This is a genomic window from Neobacillus driksii, from assembly GCF_013409995.1.
Taxonomy (GTDB): Bacteria; Bacillota; Bacilli; order Bacillales; family Cytobacillaceae; genus Neobacillus; species Neobacillus driksii.
The window spans coordinates 95981-117084 of the sequence record NZ_JACCBX010000005.1; the positions used below are offsets into that span (position 1 = coordinate 95981).

The following is a 21104-nucleotide window of genomic DNA, read 5'->3' on the forward strand; positions in this document are numbered from 1 at the left end:
AATTCTACAGCTGCCTTAATTCGCATAATATTTATCTACATTTCTTTTTGTTACCACGGCGATGCCCGTATCCATTTTCGGGAGAATATCGCTTGTATACGGATCCATTTGAGGTTTTATCAGATCATGCCGAAGATGGAACAAGTAATTTAAAGACCAGTACCCCATGTCCCACGTTCCTTGAGCAATGGTAGCGGTAATCGTCCCGTCCTTCACCATATCAAGCGTTTGCTTATCTGTATCAAAACTAACTATTTTAACTTGATTGCTTTTATTTTGCTGAAGAGCAGCCTCCCCAACCCCAACTCCCCCATTTGCTTCTGTTGCGAAAATCCCTTTTAAATCCGAATGTTCAGTTAATAAGTCCTGTGCCACTTGCCTGGCCACTAATTGATTGCCTTCACCATCTTTTATTGCCACAAGTTCAATGTTAGGAAATTGCTTTTCAATCGTCTCTTTAAAACCATTCAACCGGTCGATTTGATTTTGCTGATTAGGGAGCGTGATAACAGCAACCTTTCCACTATGATTAATCATATCCGCAATTTCATGGGCTGCGGTAACACCCGCATTATAATTATTTGTGCCTATATACGAATAGGCATTGCTTTTGGGAGCATCAGAATCAAATAAGACAACTGGAATTCCTGCGTCAATGGCTTTATAGATGGTTACATCTAGTGCATCCGGATGAATAGCAGAAATTGCAATCCCTGAAGGTTTCCTCGCAATAACCTGTTCAAGAACGGTGATTTGCTCATTCACATCATATTGGGCAGCACCCTGATATTCCACGGATACATTTAGTGTCTGTGCAGCATCCTCAAAACCTTTTAATATATTTTTCCAATAATCAATCCCGGCTTGAAAGGTAACCATGACATATTTTTCATCCATTTCACCCTGTAGTCCTTTTGGCTTTCCATCCAAACTTGCGATGGATTCGCGTGATTGAAAGTTCATTAAAAACAGTAGAAAGGCGATGATTAATAGAGAATACACAAATAATAGTCTTTTCACTTGAACCCCCCTCTCAAAATTTAACATACTAGTATTATAAAAAAGTAAGGGGACATTTGGTAGCGAATTTACCAGCTTTACTTATTTTGTCGGAATTAGTGGGAAGGTCAAATAGGTGCGGAACAGGAATTTTATAATTCAGTCTCTATTACTATTTTAGCAATTCACACTTTTTACTAGTTCTTCTTTTCGACAATTTCTCTTCCACAAACGAGGTGTAAACTGAGGTATGACGGCATTTAAAGCAATCCTAATCAAACGTTTGATTAACGCAGAAATATTCAACTAATCGTTTAATTAAATTTGCTCCATGGCTTGTTAATAAAGAGCTCTATATTCAAGTTGAATGAGAAATGTGTCGACCCGAATCACCAAATAAAAAAAGACGAGCACTCAATGGTGCTCGCCTCTTACCTAACCTCGATGTTCTACAAGGTCGATGGCCCCTAACACAATGTGTGCAAGACCGAATCCGAAAACCGTATTTGCGATCATTTTGTTGGAACCTCGTTTTTGTTTTAAGGCATACCCAGTTGCTGTTACAGCCGTACCCAATACCGTTGGAATCAAGCCCTCGCGAATATCCACGAATATCCCTCCACATCGAAGTTAGTGGTGTATAGACACCAATTAATACTTTTCCCTTTTCACTCGTAATTATTATTTCTAAAAGCTAACTCATTATTGTTTTGCTGACACTCGACAAATTTTTCTCCGCTCCATTATATAAAAAACTACGATCAGCAACGAATATCAAACATTAAATCGAACGTTTGATTATACAAAAATATACTAACCAATCGTTTGTGTAAAAACGGCATGAACCAGGTTATTTAAAGCTATCCCACTTGATAGAGGAAAAATATTTGTCGTTTAATAGTATCAATATTTTTACCGATCCCACCCCAGATGGATGGGTTACACTTATAACTGTTGCATACTTTAGTGACTTTCTGATTTCCCGCCTTACACAATCGATTGATTAATAGTGCTTAACCCCTTTATAGACAAACCCTTTTGGCTATACCATTTTTTCTAAAATTGACCTATCTTTTTCTTTGATTTGCTCGAATTCCAGCACGAATACCGTAATAGGCTACCTTTCCAACGGAGTAGCCTAACCGCGGGAGAGCAAAAGTGGTTTTGGCTATATCTTTAGTTACGTTCCATGCCTCTTGTTTAAAACCATCCCTCATGTGCTGAAGAAACCTACCTTCGTCATAAGCTTTTTTATAATCTTCCATCGAATTGCGGAGTTGCTCCTTTAACGTCGCCCCTTCACCATTTTTCTTGCCTTCCTCATATCGATTATGAACATGACGAACAAATCCTAAAAATTCCCCGACAAGAAGCTCAGACGTTTTCTCCAATACTTCTCCAACTGCTTCATCTCGCCAATCCCTTAACATCTCATCGGTAACCTCTTTACCTTCAGCTAAGATTTCTTCGGTTTTCAAGTCAATTCGATCACCTACATATATATCCATTGTATTAGCGATGTCCGGATTAACGTTATACGCTTCCGTCATATCGTCCATGAACTTTTCCATTTCGGAATCCACATCACCAGGCATAGCTTCCGGAAACCACTTTTCCCAATCCAGTTTTTCCTCTAATTTGCTAACAAATTTATCTCCAACATCTTCCCAAAGCCCTTTTGTATCTTTCTCCTGATAGATATCCTGTAATACCAATTCCGTTAACAATGCTTCGGCACTTGCGTCAATTAATGTATCTACACCGTCATTTACAACATCACTTCCGGCTTCCTTCATGGTCCTTATGGCTTTATCTCCAGGATTAATATCTTCTCGTAGACGTCTAATCAAATCCCGTTCATTTTTATCCGTCTTGGATTCCGTATTAACATTAAGTTGATCAAATAAGGAAGTATTCTCTTCGGTTTCCTTACCGAACAACGCTTCCTTCGCCTCTTGGTATCGTTCTAAAGAAGAACCATCCTCTTCGTTCTTCCCGATCAGGTCATCCTCAAAACGGAAATTATCTAGATTGTTTTCCTTCCCTTTCTCCATCATCTCATCGAAAAAGGAGGTACTCTCTTCTGTCTCCTTACCGGACACCGCTTCCTTCACTTCTTGGTATCGTTCTAAAGAAGAACCATCCTCTTCGTTCTTCCCGATCAGGTCATCCTCAAAACGGAAATTCTCTGGATTGTTTTCCTTCCCTTTCTCCATCATCTCATCGAAAAAGGAGGTATTCTCTTCCGTCTCCTTACCAAACACGGCTTCTTTCGCCTCTTGGTATTGTTCCAACGAGAAAGTATCTTCCTCTTGCTTTTCGGCCAGGTCTTCCTCAAAACCGAAGTCTTCCGGATTGTTTTCCTTCCCTTTCTCCATCATCTCATCGAAAAAGGAGGTATTCTCTTCCGTCTTCTTACCAAACACTGCTTCTTTCGCCTCTTGGTATTGTTCCAACGAGAAAGTATCTTCCTCTTGCTTTTTGGCCAGGTCTTCCTCAAAACGGAAGTCCTCCAGATTGTTTTCCTTCCCTTTCTCCATCATCTCATCGAAAAAGGATGTATTCTCTTCCGTTTCCTTACCAAACACCGCTTCCTTCGCCTCTTGGTATCGTTCTAAAGAAGAACCATCCTCTTCGTTCTTCCCGATCAGGTCATCCTCAAAACGGAAATTATCTAGATTGTTTTCCATCCCTTTCTCCATCATCTCATCGAAAAAGGAGGTACTCTCTTCTGTCTCCTTACCGAACACCGCTTCCTTCACTTCTTGGTATCGTTCTAAAGAAGAACCATCCTCTTCGTTCTTCCCGACCAGGTCATCCTCAAAACGGAAGTCTTCCGGATTGTTTTCCTTTCCTTTCTCCATCATCTCATCGAAAAGGGAGGTATTCTCTTCCGTCTCCTTACCAAACACTGCTTCCTTCGCCTCTTGGTATCGTTCCAAAGAAAAACCGTCTTCCTCTTGCTTCCCGACCAGGTCATCCTCAAAACGGAAATCTTCTGGATTATTTCCCCTCCCTTTCTCCATCATCTCATCGAAAAAGGAAGTATTCTCTTCCGTTTCCTTACCAAACACTGCTTCCTTCGCCTCTTGGTATCGTTCCACTGAGTCACTATCTTTCTCTTGCTTGCCAGCCAGATCATCCTCAAAACGGAAATCTTCTGGATTGTTTTTCTTCCCTTTCTCCATCATTTCATCAAAAAAGGAAGTATTCTCTTCGGTTGCTTTACCAAACACCGCTTCCTTCGCCTCTTGGTAACGCTCCAGCGATGACTTCTCTCCTTGTTCTGGCGATAACTCGTTATTTCGTTCTATCGTGGTGTCCAAAGATTCTTTCGAATGCGCTTTTCCTTTTCCCGGTTCCTCCATGTCACTAAATTCAAAGGACTCATTTTCACGTTTGTAATCCGCTGGCTTCTGAGGTGCAGAGGAAGGAATGTCATCTCCTTCATCCCAATCATTTCGTTTCATAATTTTCCCCTTTCAAAAAGGTGCCGATTATTTCGGCACCTTCATTTGTTGTATAAAATTGGACCGCCCTGTGTGTGTTTTGATTTGTTTTGTGGAACTGCGCAGACAGTGCATTAAGAAACATCCGGTAAAAATATCTTTCTCCTCTTCAGACATCATTAGATCTGGCATGATACGAGTCCATCCTTCATTAAAGCGTGCTCGACTTTTTGTCTCAAGTGTGGTGTTCATGAGTTCCTCAAACGCTTGTAGACGACTTGGATCTGCGGAATAGTACTCGGAATCTTCACGTACATACCGACGGCATGTTTTACTACATCCAACGGCTGGACATTCATAAAATGGGATCAAACGGTCTTGGCGAGTCTCCCAGTAAGTTGAGCGTTCCTTCACTTCTGTATCAGTAAAGGATTCTTGAACATTATATAACTCCTTAAAATCCCTTGATTGAATGAGCTGCGGTCGAGGTAATTTTTCAAAATAGGTCAAGGCTTCCCCAGGTTTAAGCGATGCAAACTCACGTTTAAGTGTGTCGTCCATGTTCATGCTTTCTCCTGCCACACGTCGATCCTCTTGATCCACCAAACGGAAAGCCACTTTAATGCCGGTGTATCGGACCACTTTGCTCGATATAGCCGTTGGTGATTGATCGACTACAATAAGTCCCTCTCCCAAATTCCTTACTTCAGCTAACATATTCGTAAACAGCTCTACAGCTGTTGAGCGAGCTTTTGCTTTATCATCAGACACTTCCTTAGTTTCCGCCAATAATGTATGGGCTTCTTCCAACAACATCACATGTTTTAAAGGGGAACCCGCTAATCGGGTCACTTTGAGATAAGCGTTTAATCGAATCAACAAAAGTGACATTATAAGTGCTCTTTCATCCGGATCCATAATTGCATCTAGTTCGATGATGGTTGGCTTGCTTAAGATATCCTCAAGCGGGACACTGTTGACTGTATCAAACAATCTGCCCCTTGTACCGGTGAGCATGGACTCGAGGCGGACCAAACCTGCCGTCAAAATATCACTGCTAGTATTTGCCGAGTATCCTAAATCCATATTCCGAAATACTTCCACAAAGTCACGGAATGACGGAATTGGCAGACCTTGTCCTCCTTGGTTCGATGTTCTCCATCCATATTGTCGGTACGTATCATTTAATGCTTGATCAAACAATGCGGGCAGCGGGCCTCCCATCGGAAAGCTTGCCATAAACGCTGTCTTTAGCGAAGACAAATGAACTTCAAGTGTTACACCATTTGGAACATCCAATGGATTGAGGCGGAATGGCGATACCCCTTCATTTCCAACAGTAAAGATTTGCAAATCAGGTATAACAGACAGAAGTGATCGATATTCCTTTTTACTTGGTTCGATGACCAACGTTGGTAAACCGTGGTTGTTCCATAACTGTTGGACCACATCCAACGTAAAGGTAGTTTTCCCTGATCCTGGAACTCCCAAGACGAGCATATGTTTTTTCAAATCACTTAGGGTAATTTTAATTGGAACATCAGTAAGCTGATCACGTGAAACCACGTTTCCAAGTGGAATATCTCCCTGTGTCGCTTCAGGTGGAACCTGTGCTACACGGCTTCCTTTCGATTCCCGAATTGTAATGCCCGGAAATTCCCCGTTAATCGCAATCGGCAGGCGAAAAAAACTCACTGCTTCATCTCTGGTAACCAGATATGGTAATCTTCTTAACATATGCGGGGCATCTTCACGTTCCCAAAAGGTCGCCCCGTTCGATTCGCGCCAATGCTGGACATAACCCGGATCCCAAGCACCGGTCAGAAACTTATCTACTCCATCCCGAAAGTACTCCCCTTCGAAAATATCAATTTCTGAAGGGATCTCATCCTGGGAAGTGGAAACTAGCAAACTACGAAGACCTGAAATCAGGGAATCCGTGTAAGGTTGTTCACCAAAAACCTGGATCTTATATAAGAAACATGGTTTTCGTAACTCATTTAGATAATATTGATAACTCGGAAATGCCAGTTTGGCGTTCGTATCAGGTGGAACATGACCAAAATAGTGATGTTGTTGGCCATTGGCAGCTCCATGAAGGAAATTCGCAACTTGTTCGATAGCTCTCCCTTCCTCATGTGTCCACTCTGTCGTGGCAAGAGTAAAGGAGAGGGAACAGCGCTCTCCATAATTAATTAAGGATTCCGCTATAAATTCTAATGAACTTGGTAGCTTTCTTGGAAAAGGATTCGTCCAATAAAAGAAATCCCCATTTGGAACATATTGAGAATCCGCCAGCATCTGGCTTTTATTAACCACCGCTGTATAGGATACATTGCGATGATGTTGAATCTCACTAATCTGTGACGTGGAAATTCGCTCAAGAGCGTAATATTTGTTTGGAAAGGCAGATGAGATTAGTTGCCAAAATCGATTGGTGACAGGCACAACATCCGTTCTGCTATCAGTCAGAACGCGCCCTATTAAATATAAACTAATTTTTGCCTTAGTTGGGCTATTCGGATCCGGAATGCAATCCCACACTAATTCCAATGAATTGCTAGGGAAGGTGGACAATTGATCCAATGTTCGTGAAAAATAGTCCAACGTAAGCCTTAATGCCTGTTCTTCATTTTCATGAATTTGCATGGAATCGGGGATGCGCTTGATCTCTGCGGCCCACAAACCCACCTGCCTGAATTCAGGTTCACTGTCTACCCAAATTTGCTGATTCCCCATTAAAATACCAGATTCAGTGAGTTGAAGTGCCGATGGTTGCTCCCACTCTGCAACAGAAGCCCGCTCTGGCTGGGCCAAAGGGGCTTCTGTTACCTGGGATTCTTCCTTTAATACTTGTGTGAAAAATTTCCCCAGTTTTTTTAACATCTTACACTCCTACAGGCACTTCAAGACCTGCAAAACCTTTTTTCAAGTTTAGGTTATGAAGTGAGAAGTCTACCACACTAGTAACCGAGTTCCAGAACATAGAATATTCTTGTTGATCAAATGGATTCTGACTTAAGTTATAAGCTAAACCAGCCGCTCCTGGATTTTTAGAAGCAACCGCTGTTAAACTAGCACCTAATTGTTTAAACATGCTTGGCTCCGATAACATATATGTAAAGACATGCAGGAAGTTACCATATCCCTCAGCTGAGATTAAAATCTTTACGTCCTTTTTAGGGCCCTCAATAACTAGAAATTGTTTAGAACCTTTTAACATACCTGCTGAAACCTTTTCGAGACCTGCTTTAACAGGAAGATTCGCCGCTCTTAGTTCTTCCTCAATACGAGTCATTACTTGTGGTGCCATTGACGCCCTATCCCAGAAAATATGGGCATCCTCTTGAACAATATTCATTGCAGAAATTTTCATTTTATGTATCTCTCCCCTTGTTTCTTTTTACCCAATTCATTTTACCTAATTTTTTCGTTTTGCGAAACAGTTTTTGACAATTTTGTGAATAAAATTTCCAAGAAAAAGGTAGAAGGTATTAATAGAGTTTTAGGTAATTAGTTCCTTTTATCATAGTTATTCTATGCTATTGCTTGGGTCAGAGGTGTATCTCTTAAATCTGACCATTAAATCACTATAAAGGATTTTACTTGTGGAGAGCTTTGACGAGTTAATTTTACTGTACCAACCAATGATTTATAAGACAATCCTTGCACTTATAGAAATGAAGATAAGTTCTATCAGAAAGGGCTAATCGCACTATGGGGAGCAACGGAGTCATTTGACGATAAAAACGGTAGTTTCTCGAATTAAACTTATACCTGAATGAAAGGGAAGATGTTGTATCAAATGAATGAAAACCAACCAATGGCAAGAAAAAAATATTTATCCCCAGGAGAATTTCTTGGCACGATTTATGAACAAGAAGCTTCCCCTCTGTTTGAAAAGGAAACATTCCAAGCCTATCGTGGATGATTAACCTAAGTTAAAAATAAAAGCCTTATCCGAATCATTGCGGATAGGGCTCAGAGACAATCCTGGTCATCAATTTTTTTAGCGCAAGATTTTCGATTGTCTCCTTTAACTTTAATTGAACTTCATTATATATTCAGCCTGAAAGGTTTCTCCTGCTCCAAGCTTATTCACACCGAACTTCTCCTTTAAGTTTCCTGTTGAATCATAGGTATCTGCCATGCCGTACCAAGGTTCAATGCAAACAAACGGAGCAATCGTTCCATCCGTTTCCATATACTTAGACCAAATCCCAACAAACGGAAAACCTTGGAACATAACTTCTACACCATGTCCTGACTGTTTAGATTCCAATGTGACTTTATCGATATTGCTATAAATTAGGGCATCATGGGCAAATAAGGAGCTTGAAAGTGGTATTGTTGAAAGATTAGTTACTATCCCTTTCTCATGAATGAGGGAATTCTCTAGCTCATATTCCATCACACTCTTATTTGGCGCCGGTGTAAGGTTCACCTGGTAATCTTTAATGGCCTCATTTTCTTCCAGTGGAGTCTTAAATGCAGGATGTGCACCAATTGAAAAATACATCTCTTCCTTATTTACATTCAGGATTTGCCACTGAACAATCAACGAGTTCTCTTTGAGACAATATTGGATCTTCGCTGTAAAGTCATAAGGATATACATGAACGTGGGTGCCAAGGGACTCATATACAAAAGAAACGGTGGTTGATGTCTGTTCAGCCACTTCGAATTCAACATCACGCAGAAAACCATGCTGCGACATCTTGTAGGTCTGGCCATTCAGTTGATATTGGTCTTCCTTTAATCGCCCCACAATCGGAAATAAGACAGGAGAGACTCGACCCCAATAAGCCTCATCCCCTGTCCACATATAATCCAGCCCATTTTTCTTATGCATCACTTTACGTACTTCTGCACCGTGCCTATCAATATTAACCATCAACCAATCATTCTCAATAACAATCATTTTTTTCCCTCATTTCATTAAATTGACATTTCAGATTCATCTAATCTTTATTATGACCGTAAAACCAGATTAGCTGACAAGTGGAACCAAGTTCATTGATCATTACGGATAAATCCACTCCCCATCTTCTGTGTAATTTCCATCTACAAAATTCCCTTTGAACATTGTTCCATCTGGCCAAGTCATTTCACCGTAACCATTCTGTAAGTTATTTCGGAACTGCCCTTTATAAATACTTCCATCCGACCATGTAAGGGTACCTTCTCCATGGAAGTAGCCATTTGCGAAATCACCATCGTATTTATTTCCATCTGCCCAGGTGAGCATTCCATATCCGTGATATAAACCATTCACAAAATTCCCTTTATACGAGCTTCCATCATCATAAACAACCTCTTCATAATAATAGGGGCTTTCTTCTGTTACAGTGTTTTCAATAACTTCACTTGTATCTACTGATGTTTCCTCCTCCACGATTTCAGTTGCATTAACTTCTTCTATTTGCACACTTTGAGTGTTCTCATCTGGAACATCTGCTGGTACCTCAACTTGTGCTCGTGGTTCCTCTTCGTTATTAGTTTGACCTTCATTTTTTTCTTCTTCTATTGACTCCATATTCCTTACACTATTATGTACAACCTCTTGAGACTCTTGCTCTGCTGTTTTATCTATTTCATGAGACAATAAAGAACCAGTCGCAAGTAACAGAATCGTGAGACCTGTAGTGATATATTTGCTACTCTTCTTTTTTACTATAAAAAAACAAATCAATCCAAGTACAAGACTAATCCAAGGGAATTCTATCAATAAAACTGCTAGTACTGCTGACAAGCAAAATGACATTTTTGATGAAAAATGAAAAATCAATTTTAAAAATAGGAAGATGATGATTCCTAAAACAACATATACTCCAAGCGAAAATTCTAATATAGCATCCATGTTACCCTCCAAAAATTCAAGAAAATGGCCTTTCTCCATGAGAAAAAGAGCCTAGTAAAACACTTCTAAGCTCTGAAAAATTCTACTGTTAAGCTCGTCACCCGTTTAAATCTCAATCATTTGCTCTACAAATAACTTTTCAGGAAATGAGTTATGTCTAATCGTTTTTGGCAGGTCACCCTTACTTCCGCTAACCCAAATGGATCCTCCAGGTGGTACACTTATATTAATTTCTTGTCTTTCAGATTCTAAATCTACTAAAGTAGTAATCTCCTGATAGTTGAGTGCACAGATGGTCTCTTCCCCACAAACTAAGCATAAGAACACTTTTGCGGATGATTCATGATCATCTGAGATTGCCTGTAACTCATTTCTATGTAAACTAAAATTCCACGGTGAACTTTCCTTGGATAAGTACTTTACAAACAATTTAGTATCATGATTCACCAAGTAATGGCCATATAACGAATCTACTTTATTCAACGCTTTGAAGGATGGGTGCTCCGTTATTTGTGTTAGCACTGCACCATGATAAAAGTCCTGCGTTTGAATCTTCATTATGTCACAACCCTCTTACTTTTTTACAATATTATACCATTGCTAATAATGAAATTTTTACAATTTTTCTCTCTTTATTGTTTGCTACCTTTCGACAAATTTTCCTCTACACTATTACATCAAATCCACGATTAGCAACGATTAACATGTATTTCAATCAAACGTTTGATTAACTAATAGATTTACTAATCAATCAATTGTGTAAAACAGGTATGAAACCTGTTATTTAAGGATTTTATACTTTATAGAGGCAAAATCTTTGTCGTTAAATTCCAACAAATACGGATACGCCTCAATTCCCCTTTCCTTTAAAAATTTTATTTTAAAATATTGGGTGATTATAGGATAATTAGGACATTACACCTAGAGGGAAGCTGCGAAAATGAGTCCCTACGACATTAATATCAATAGGAATTCCCTTTGGGAAAAAATATTTTATCTATTTTAAAAAATTAAATCTTACCTGGAGCTTGTTGTTCAAATTTGATTAGTATTTTTTATTCTCCCTATCAATTTTCAAATAAAATAGGACAGGAACACTTGCCCTTCCTGTCACTTTACTAATCACTTCATTTTAATCCCTTGCAGTGTAAAGCAATAGGTATACGACCTGTTTGCGTAAAGGGTAAATTCCGGATGCGTTTTTGCCCCCCAGCTATCATCTCCGCCGACACCCATTTGCTTGTAATTGATACGTAAGGCGACTTTATCGCTTTCCGGCAACTTATATACGTGATCATGCTGCTCAAGCTCATGCGGGGTATAACCAAGAGCATTCACTTCAAGAGTTGGCAGCCCGTTAATCAGTAGACCGATTCCTTCATTGTTCGTAATGGCGGCCCATCTGACCTCTGTTTTATTCCCACATTCCTGAGGTTTTAAATATGGAATATATTGATCCTTTACTTTCCCACTATAAGTCCCAATCTTGGCTCCCGTTGAGCGATCCCAATAATTTTCATGCGGTCCCTTACCATACCAGGTGATATTCTCAAATGTCTGATCAAGCGTCACCATCATCCCGATTTCAGGTATCTCCGGCAATCCTTCACCAGGGACAAGGGTCTGCGTCACCTTGATTTGACCATTCGCAAGAATCTCATAAATGATGTTACATTGAGTTGGGACAGTGGTAGCTAACTGAAACCTTACTTCAACTTGGGCTCCATTGCCCTTTTTAAAAAATTGGAAGTTCTTCAAAGCTCTGTTTTTTCCAGCTTCTCTCCACGTTTGTGATACTACCGACATTCCTATACCTTTGGCAAAGTCATTATCCGTGGCTGCCCGCCAGAAATTCGGTTCAAAACCACTCTTTAGCAATTCGTGTCCTTTATAGGAGTAAGAAACCAATTCACCAAGGACTTTATTGAATTCAACGACAAAATCCTCGCCCTCAACCTGCAGTTTAGCGTCACCTTCCTCGACCCTCACCGCTTGGGAACCAAGGGTGCTCTTTGATACTTTTTCAAAAGGAAAGACAAACTGTTCGAAGGCAATTTCATGGCCTTTTTCTGCCCAAGACGTTTCCTCCTTCAAATGAAGGGAAACCGTTAAGATGTATTCATCCAAACGCTTTTCAGGCAATGTATAGGAAAGGGTTACTACACTTGAGTGATTGGGCTGTACTGCAAGCTGTGCATATCCTGTATCGTCAACCTTTCCGTTTTTCAATAATTCCCACATCAAATCATACTCACGAAGATCACTGAAAAGATTTTGATTGATGACTTTTACCTCACCTTTATCCAAATCAACAGCTTTAAACTTCACATTTTGATAGCACTTTTTGACTTCATAAATCTTAGGGGTAATACTTCCATCTGCAAAAATTAGACCATTCCCCGAGAAGTTTCCATCATTAGGAGTATCGCCAAAATCACCGCCATAGGCCAAATACTCAATGCCATCCTCTGTTTGGGTCTTTATAGCCTGATCCTTCCAGTCCCAAATAAACCCGCCTTGAAGAATCGGATACTTGTCAAACAGCTCCCAATATTTAAACAGATTTCCACATGAGTTCCCCATCGCATGGCTATATTCACAAAGAATATAAGGTTTGGTTGGATTATTGTTTGCGTACTTCTCCACATCCTCCGGCTTTACATACATCGTACTTTCGATATCGGAAGCTGCGTCGGATTTCCGGCAATGGATTACACCCTCATAATGCACAAGCCTCGTAGGATCATGTTCTTTAAAAAATTGGTGCATCTTCAGAAAGTTGTCCCCACCCCAGGATTCATTCCCAAGCGACCAGATTAAGATACTAGGATGATTTTTATCCCGTTGAAACATACTATTACAGCGATCTAGAACATTTTCTGTCCACTCAGGCTTACTAGCAGGGACGGTATCTCCTTCATCTATTTGACCAGGGGACCATAAACCATGCGTTTCAAGATTGTTTTCATCAATCACATAGAGACCATATTCATCACACAGTTCGTACCATAAGGGATGATTTGGATAATGCGAGGTACGGACGGCGTTGATATTGAACTGTTTCATCAATTTGATGTCTGCTAGCATATCTTCATAACTCAGGGCACGCCCTTTTTCTGCATGAAATTCATGACGGTTCACACCTTTAAACACAATCCTTTGTCCATTGATCCTCATAAGTCCGTCTTTTAGCTCAAATTTGCGAAAACCGACCTTGCAGCTTTCCGTTTCAATGAGAGAACCCTTGTGATCTACTAAACTTAAAACAAGTGTATACAGATTAGGCTTCTCTGCACTCCATTTCAGTGGATTTTCGATTAATTGTGAAACATTTACTGCAGCGATTGCTTTCCCATCAATATCTACAGCGAACCTTAGTTTCTCATCCAAGACCTCTCTCTTTGCAGAATCGTACAGCATTGCTTCAAATGTAATGCTGCCCACCTGACGTTCAAAGTAGTTGGTTACCTTTGCCTGAATCTTTAATTGTGCATTTTCATAGTTTTCATCCAGATCTGTAGTAACAAAGAAATCACGGATATGTACCTCTGGAGAGGAGTACAAATAGACATCTCGGAAAATCCCGCTCATTCTCCAAAAATCCTGGTCCTCCAGCCAACTGGCATCACACCAACGATACACCTCGACCGCAAGAAGATTTTCACCCTCTAGAAGATAAGGGGTTAAATCAAATTCTGCAGGCGTAAAGGTATCCTCACTGTAACCAACCAATTCCCCATTCACCCACACATAAAAGGCGGACTCGACTCCTTGAAAATGAAGATAAACAGGCTGTCCATCCCATCCCTTCGGAACAGTAAATGTGGTTCGATACTGCCCAACAGGATTATAGTTTGTCGGGGCAAATGGCGGCTTAATATCCTCCCTGCCTTCCCAAGGGTAAGTTATGTTAGTATATTGTGGATAATCATACCCCTGGAGCTGCCAATGGGATGGGACCTTGATTTCATCCCATGAGCGATCGCTGTATTCTGTTTCATAAAAATTCCGAATCCGTTGATCAGGGTTTTCAGAGAAGTGAAACTTCCAATTTCCATTCAAACAAAAATAATAGCTGGAAGCGTTCCGATTCCCTTGCAACGCTTCTTCCACTGTCTCATACGGCATAAGGGTCGCATGAGCATGTAGACGATTCAGTTGAAAGATTTCCGGATTATTATTCCATTCAGGATAACCGTTTTCGGGTGGAACGTACTGGTATTTTTTTAATGTTTTTATCATAGGTAACCTCCTAATTACTAGCTTTTTAGTGATTATTAAACAATCAATCTTGGAAAAAACTCGAGGAGCGACTAGCATTGGTACTTTAGATGATAAAAGCCATCAGAACCGTCCCCATGGCAATAGTCCCGAACCAATAACTCCCGCTTTTGTTCCTAATTTAGCAGGTTCAATTAACAGGTGGGGCTGCATACTCGGATATAAATATTTACTTGTTTTTTCTCTTAACATCGGCAATATTAATTCTTTTTGCTGCATGACTCCCCCACCTAAAACAAATATAGCTGGATCTAGAATATGCATTAAATTTGCTATACCGATTGCCAAATATTCAGTTGCAGTATCTATAATGGAAAGTGCAGTCTTATCCCCAGATATAGCTAATTCAAAGACCTCTTTTGCCCCTCCCCTAATAGCAAGTATGTCCCTTGCATTGCTTCCAATTGCAGTCCCAGATGACATGACTTCTAACGCGCCACTGTTTAAATTAGAATATTGCGGTCCTCGGGGAAGTACGATCATATTTCCAACTTCTCCAGCATTTCCATTTGCTCCTGAATATAACTTTCCATCAATTACAATACCAGCACCTATACCCGTGCTAACAGTGATATAGACAACACTTGATTTTCCTTTCCCCACGCCAACTAGTGCTTCAGCAAGAGCTGCCACATTAGCGTCATTCTCAAGAAATACAGGTATGGATAATCCTTTTTCTAACTCCTGCACAATAGGAAAATTATGAATACCTGGTAGGTTGGGAGGGTCTACTATCATCCCCTCTGAAGGATTAAGAGGACCTGGTGAACCGATACCAACCCCCTCAATCTGATAATTCCCTTTCACTCGATCAATCATAGAAAACAATCTTTCTATTAAATATGTACCACCTTTATCGGATTCTGTACGTTTGCTTAGTTCATTGACGATGGTACCATTAGAGTCCACTAATGCTACCCTAACATTCGTTCCTCCTAAATCAATTCCAATCGTATATCTGCTATCTTTTATTGATTCCATGATTATCCTCCCCCCTTAAGAATCAACTAGTTTCCCTTGTAATTTTTAAATTAAGCGATTTTGTTATTTTCCGATTAATTTGTTCTCTGATTCCCAAAAGCCACTCGCTATTCCATGGGTATTCTTTAAAAGTAATTGGGCCTTCTAATTGACCTTCTACTAATTCAATGACTTCATTCTTCCCTATTAAACTTTCCAATAATTGCAATGCCCTTAAATCCTGCAGGGCATCAAAAAAAACCTCTAATCTGATAGATTCAATAGGACCATCCTCTCCGGGATAGACTAAAAAGGCATCTCCTGAAGGAAAGCTAATATCAGCATCTGTATTCTTAAAGGGATCAATTGCTTTGTGCGAGTATTGCGAGAACCAAAAGTTATAGCCCCAATGCAAAAAGCCCTTAATATCATGTTTATAAAGTTGATATCCGATAATACGAGTTCTTACAGATGGGAAATTTAAAAATCGATTAGAAACTTGTTTATATTGTGCATTGCAATAATAAGTCCAAAGATTTGGCACACCGTTATTCAAAAATGGTTCAATATGATCCGTTGCTGGAATTGGTATTTTCACTAATCCGTTCTTATAAAACTCATAATCTGATAACGCATCCATAATTGAAAACTCCGATAGATAGGTAAGCATTATTTCACTTGCATTTTTATAGGATTCCATGTGTTCAAGGTTTGGTTCATCTGAGATATGAAAGTAAACCTGGTTTTCCAAATGTTTATCTTTAATATATTGAGCTATCTGCGGTAAAAATTGAGAGAGGAAACTTTTATATTTATCACTGCTTGCATCCGTATCCCAACCGAAAACCTTTTCCTTCTGACCATCAATTGACGCAATAATTTTTGGTGCGTAATTTGCACCCCATTGGGTAAAGAAATGGGAGAATTCAATGTATTTAATACCGCGCCTCAAACAAATATCTATCCAGCGTGTCAATTTGTCAAAATTAAAATAATATTTATCCGCTTGCTTTTCCACCTCAACTAATTGTACAGTAGGCCTCTCTCCTCCTATGTCTGTATCAAGTGGAGGGGTAAACAAAGGAGTAAGAATCATATTTATTCCGTGGTCCGATGCTGTTTTTATATAAGAATCAACCAATTCCCAATATTTCTCACTAAAAACTTCTACCCCATAGTGGACAGCCAAACAATCAGAATGAATCCATTCCGTATGGATTAATTGTTGTTCAGGCAGCTCAACAGGAATAACTTCTAGAATAAATTTTTCTTCACCCATTTTATCTCCATGGTGATTGGTAAACTTGATAGTGATTTTATGTAGACCAGGTTCATCCTTATTATCGACTGAAACCGTTACCCAAACAGAACGCCATTGATTAGGATAACCTATCATCCCCTCTTCACCGATTGGATATAGTGGATCAGGATATAACCCTGGTGTAGAACGGAGGATTTGGTCATCATGATCATAAAAGCTTGGGTATTCCGATGGAACAAGTCCAACGCTTCGAACTCGAACCGGAATTTGGAAATCTGATTGTACATCCACATTAATATTTTTAATTGGTTCTCCAACAAATTTATAAGCAATTTGAAAGGAGAAAACCTCATTTCTCAAAGAAGTTGCCTGAATAAATGAAGGGTGAGTCAACTCCTCATCAGCAAAAACTTTTACAAGCGGGCTTAAACATCTTGTTTCGAAGGAATAATTGCTCTCTATCATTCAAATCCTCCTGTCTATTAATATGAAATATTACTCTAATATTTTGAATTTCCATCCAGTTAACAAAAATCCCTTAAGAAACAAAATGGCATTTTCCTTAAGGGATTTAAATAATAGTAAAATATTTTTCATAAAGAATGACTAGATGCGGCTGGTCTCTCGTCTCTATTTCAATCGTGTTTTACTGTTTTAAAGCTTTATCAGGGTTTGATTCAGTAACACTTACAAAGATCGGATTGGAATAAAACCACATGCTGGTGTAATTGCGGTCATTGATTTTGTTAAAACGCTCTTCATTTTGCTCGGGTGTAGGAGTCCCTTCATAGTCAAAGGATTGATCTTTCAGCGGCTCACCATTACTCATGTAGCCTTCCACATCAGTACCAAGGTTAGTACCTCGCAGGCGATAATATCTGTCCGTATCCGCCTTTACTTTGTAGGTGATTGTATAATAGCCATCTTTCCCCGGCTTTCCCCAGTCTTTCTTCGTAAAGCGCTTGACTACTTTAGTCGTATCGTTCGTCGTATTGGTGGCATATTGGCTCTTGTCGATCTTGCCAGTTACCTCACCAGAAATTAAATCTATATGATCAACCTGAACCTTGTTCGTAACGGAAATGTCATGAGCGGTAATTGGTGCGTAGTTATTGTACTCTGGACTTTTAAAGCGAATGGTAATAGTTGTTTGATCGCCCTTAGACACTTGCAAATCTTCACCCATTTCCGCTTGCTTTTTATTTCCTTTCAAATTGAATTCCAGTGCATTTATGAGATCGCCATATACACTGAAGGATTTACCTGACCGCATGCCCTCTACGATATCCTTGAACTCATTGCCCTTGACCCAAGTATAGTTTCTTTGATATTCGCTAGGCCAGTAACCGCTTGAGTATTTTCGATTGCTGCTTACCTTGAAGTGGAAGTCCGAATTGGTAAAATTCCAGAAATGGCGCCCTTCTCCAAGCATTGCATCCCATGCGCCTCCTACCTGAGCCACCATCACATCCACACCACCGTATATATCAGATAACTCAGATCGATTAAAGCTGGCGGCCATGTGATTTCCTGGCATTCCTTCCATGCCAAAGACAATTTCTGGTGCAATGTCGTTCATCTTACGGAGATCTTCTATTTTAACTTCTCCGCCGCCCCCATTGTGCCTGGACGGATGATTCGGCAATACATAACTATCAGGATAGTTATCCTTTAACCATTCAATTGCTTCAAAGGTTTTACTTTTATCTGATTTCAGCTTATCCCTATCAGGTCTGTCTCCCCATAGTTCGGCTTCGTTCGATTTAAATCTATCTGTACTTGTATCATAGCTGTATAACCATTCAAACTGACGAATCCCATCAATTGGTACGGTATCACTTTTGGAATCAATAATAGCAACTGAAGCGTGATCCAAATCCATCATATCCCACTCAAAACCGGGATAGATCAACTTGCCAGTGAATTTTCCAGCAGCTTGTAGTGAACGGATTTTGGTCATCTGATCTTGAATGGCTTCCCAACGTGCAGTAGGTTTTTCATTACCGTCCGGATCTCTAGGAGAATTACCCAAATGATCGGCCAGCATAATATAGTCAAAAGGCTTGCCGTAAGGTACTTTTATCATCGTTTCTGCTGGCATTTGGTTAATATTCTCACGGAAGGCAGCATTTAATATATTTTCCAACTTCATAAAAGGCTCTGACGCATCACTCGACTGTATAGTATGGACATGATACTCGCCAGACATCCATTTACCTGCATCTTTATGAGAATCTGTTGACTTTGCTGATACTGTCATAATTCCGTGTGACAGAGTGAACGCCGCAATCGAACCGCAAATAATAGTCTTTAGTTTACCCCCCATTATTTCAATCCTCTCCTTTTTTATTTATTCAGATTAAATCTCTTTTTAAAATTTAAATCTAATTCAAATAAGTTGTATTCATTTGTTAAATATTTAAAATCAACATACGTTCTTTCTTTCTTTGACATTTCATCTACAAACGGTGAATAGGTACGGAAAAATAGTTTGTTTTTAGCTTCATCAAATTCAACAAGTCTCAGCCAGCCATTTCCCCCTCGATAATCTGCTTGATAGTTGACTAGCATTTGAATAACATCGTTCCCTGCTGAGTTCTGCTTGACCTGATGGACGATTCCAAAATAATGTCCATTCACTGTCATAAATACTTGATTGTGTTCATTCACAAGTTCATTCCAGATTATTTGTCCCCTATTCGACTCAACCGCAACGGTTTTATCATCAACCGTCTCAGGATAAATCACATCATGAGAAACGATGATTGTTGGTTTGTCTTTGTGTTGAATTAAGACATTTTTTGACCATTCTATATCTGTTTGGAGATTTTTCATATCAACAATTAAGAATAAGTATTCGTAGCTGCCTGCTTTTACTATTGTGTAAGACCCATACCCCGAAGGAGAAGATCCTTTATAGTAGTCTTTATTCGCAAAGCGTTGTGGACCATAATAGGTTAAGAAAGGGTCTCCAGCTGCATAATCATGATTTCCAGCTGCCATAATGTAAGGGATTTCTTTTTTATCTAAGTAAGAAATGGCTTCAAGGGAATTTTTCCATTGCTCTTCTGTATTCCCATCGACGATATCTCCAACAAATGCATTCATGACAATATTGTTCTTCTTGGTGTTTTTAGCAATCCAATTCATTTGGCTAGCAAATATCTCAGGATTCATATTTGAGTATTTTTGTGTATCTGGAACAAAAAGAAAATTATAATTATTTTTATTTGTCAAGAATGGTATTTCATCGTTTGTTCCTTCAACTGGTTGTTTATCACGAGCATCTTGAACAAGCCATTCCATTTTAGTCAAAGCCTTATTAGCAATTCGTATTTCTTGGATGTTACCTGCAAATAATGCGTCTAATTCATTTCCCCACTCGGAAGCACCAATGTTCCAGCCTTTTCCTTCTATAGAAGCTATGCCTTTGACCTCTATTGACTTCCCGTAATCACTAACGCCATTTACAGTTAAAGTCGTCGTTTGCCCATCATTCACAATCGCCAAATGATACCATTCGTCTGTATTTAATGAACGGGACCAGTTCGTCACATTATAGTTCAAATTAGATGGATGACTTGTCCATTGAATTTCTTTATCATTGGATACAGATAACGTAGTCAGGATTTCTTTCTCACCTTCTATTTTATTAAGATCGGCGGCCTGCCCTTGTCTTGTTAAAATTCCCATCCAACTATGTAATCTACTATTAAAATTACCGGGCAATTTGAAAATGGCTTCGACGGTAAACCCGTTATCAAATTTCTCGGAATTAATCGGTGCACCATTCGTTGTTTTGAAATATCTTCCCGCGGGAGCATTTTTATAATTAGCGAATTGTAAACTTTCTACATTGTCTAGATTGTAATAATCGTCTTCAGACCATTTTACCAACCCTTCCAAGCCTGGTGAAGATGGATCACCCACCGTCACTAATTCTAGGTCATTCCCATTTTTACTTGCATCTTCAATAATGATATTCCCATTTTCAAACGTTCCACTTTGCACATGATCTTTTGAAAACTTCCAATCTGCTACAATACTATTCGTTTCTTGTTTAGCTGCATTACTCTTAGCCTCTGCTGGTTCTGTAAAGCTTGGAATCATCATACAAAAGACCGATAAACCTAATAACGTATTTTTCATTTTCATACATCGTTTCCTCCTCTCATTAATAGCTATCATTATCTATGGTCAAAAACATCATTACGTATCGCAGACCTTCGATCAAACGACTTGTAACATATGCTTAGCGCCCTTCGTACCAAACACGAGGCTATCTAGACAACTT

Annotated in this window: 13 protein-coding genes; all 13 read right to left on the reverse strand. The window is 39.5% G+C overall.

The window, feature by feature from the left end; all coding sequences use genetic code 11:
* Positions 1-15: 15 nt before the first annotated feature.
* A complete protein-coding gene (locus tag F4694_RS12445) occupies positions 16-1020 on the reverse strand; it encodes a substrate-binding domain-containing protein (protein WP_179598287.1) in 1005 nt (334 codons plus the stop codon).
* Positions 1021-1434: 414 nt separating this feature from the next.
* Positions 1435-1608 (reverse strand): asparagine synthase, encoded by a 174-nt coding sequence (locus tag F4694_RS12450; protein ID WP_179598289.1) that lies wholly within the window; start codon positions 1606-1608, stop codon positions 1435-1437.
* A gap of 458 nt (positions 1609-2066) precedes the next feature.
* Positions 2067-4469: a midas domain-containing protein gene (locus F4694_RS12455; RefSeq protein ID WP_179598291.1), complete on the reverse strand. Its 2403-nt coding sequence runs from the start codon at positions 4467-4469 to the stop codon at positions 2067-2069.
* Positions 4470-4496: 27 nt separating this feature from the next.
* Positions 4497-7334 (reverse strand): ATP-binding protein, encoded by a 2838-nt coding sequence (locus tag F4694_RS12460; protein WP_179598293.1) that lies wholly within the window; start codon positions 7332-7334, stop codon positions 4497-4499.
* Between the two features lies 1 nt (position 7335).
* A complete protein-coding gene (locus tag F4694_RS12465) occupies positions 7336-7824 on the reverse strand; it encodes a hypothetical protein (RefSeq protein WP_179598295.1) in 489 nt (162 codons plus the stop codon).
* A gap of 666 nt (positions 7825-8490) precedes the next feature.
* The gene (locus F4694_RS12470; RefSeq protein WP_179598297.1) at positions 8491-9369 is read right to left on the reverse strand and encodes an aldose 1-epimerase family protein; all 879 of its coding nucleotides are present in this window, start codon (positions 9367-9369) and stop codon (positions 8491-8493) included.
* A 102-nt stretch (positions 9370-9471) separates the two neighbouring features.
* Positions 9472-10308: a hypothetical protein gene (locus F4694_RS12475; protein WP_179598299.1), complete on the reverse strand. Its 837-nt coding sequence runs from the start codon at positions 10306-10308 to the stop codon at positions 9472-9474.
* A gap of 105 nt (positions 10309-10413) precedes the next feature.
* Entirely contained in the window at positions 10414-10866 is a 453-nt protein-coding gene (locus F4694_RS12480; protein WP_179598301.1) for a hypothetical protein, read from the reverse strand.
* A 564-nt stretch (positions 10867-11430) separates the two neighbouring features.
* Positions 11431-14550: a beta-galactosidase, LacZ type gene (lacZ, locus tag F4694_RS12485; RefSeq protein ID WP_179598303.1), complete on the reverse strand. Its 3120-nt coding sequence runs from the start codon at positions 14548-14550 to the stop codon at positions 11431-11433.
* A 102-nt stretch (positions 14551-14652) separates the two neighbouring features.
* On the reverse strand, positions 14653-15570 hold the full coding sequence (locus F4694_RS12490; RefSeq protein ID WP_179598305.1) for an ROK family protein: 918 nt from the start codon (positions 15568-15570) through the stop codon (positions 14653-14655).
* 22 nt (positions 15571-15592) lie between these two features.
* Positions 15593-17275, reverse strand: a complete 1683-nt coding sequence (locus F4694_RS12495; RefSeq protein ID WP_218895637.1) for a DUF4091 domain-containing protein — start codon at positions 17273-17275, stop codon at positions 15593-15595.
* 181 nt (positions 17276-17456) lie between these two features.
* Entirely contained in the window at positions 17457-19070 is a 1614-nt protein-coding gene (locus F4694_RS12500; RefSeq protein WP_257029218.1) for an S-layer protein, read from the reverse strand.
* 86 nt (positions 19071-19156) lie between these two features.
* The gene (locus F4694_RS12505) at positions 19157-20965 is read right to left on the reverse strand and encodes a LamG-like jellyroll fold domain-containing protein (protein ID WP_257029219.1); all 1809 of its coding nucleotides are present in this window, start codon (positions 20963-20965) and stop codon (positions 19157-19159) included.
* Positions 20966-21104: the final 139 nt, after the last annotated feature.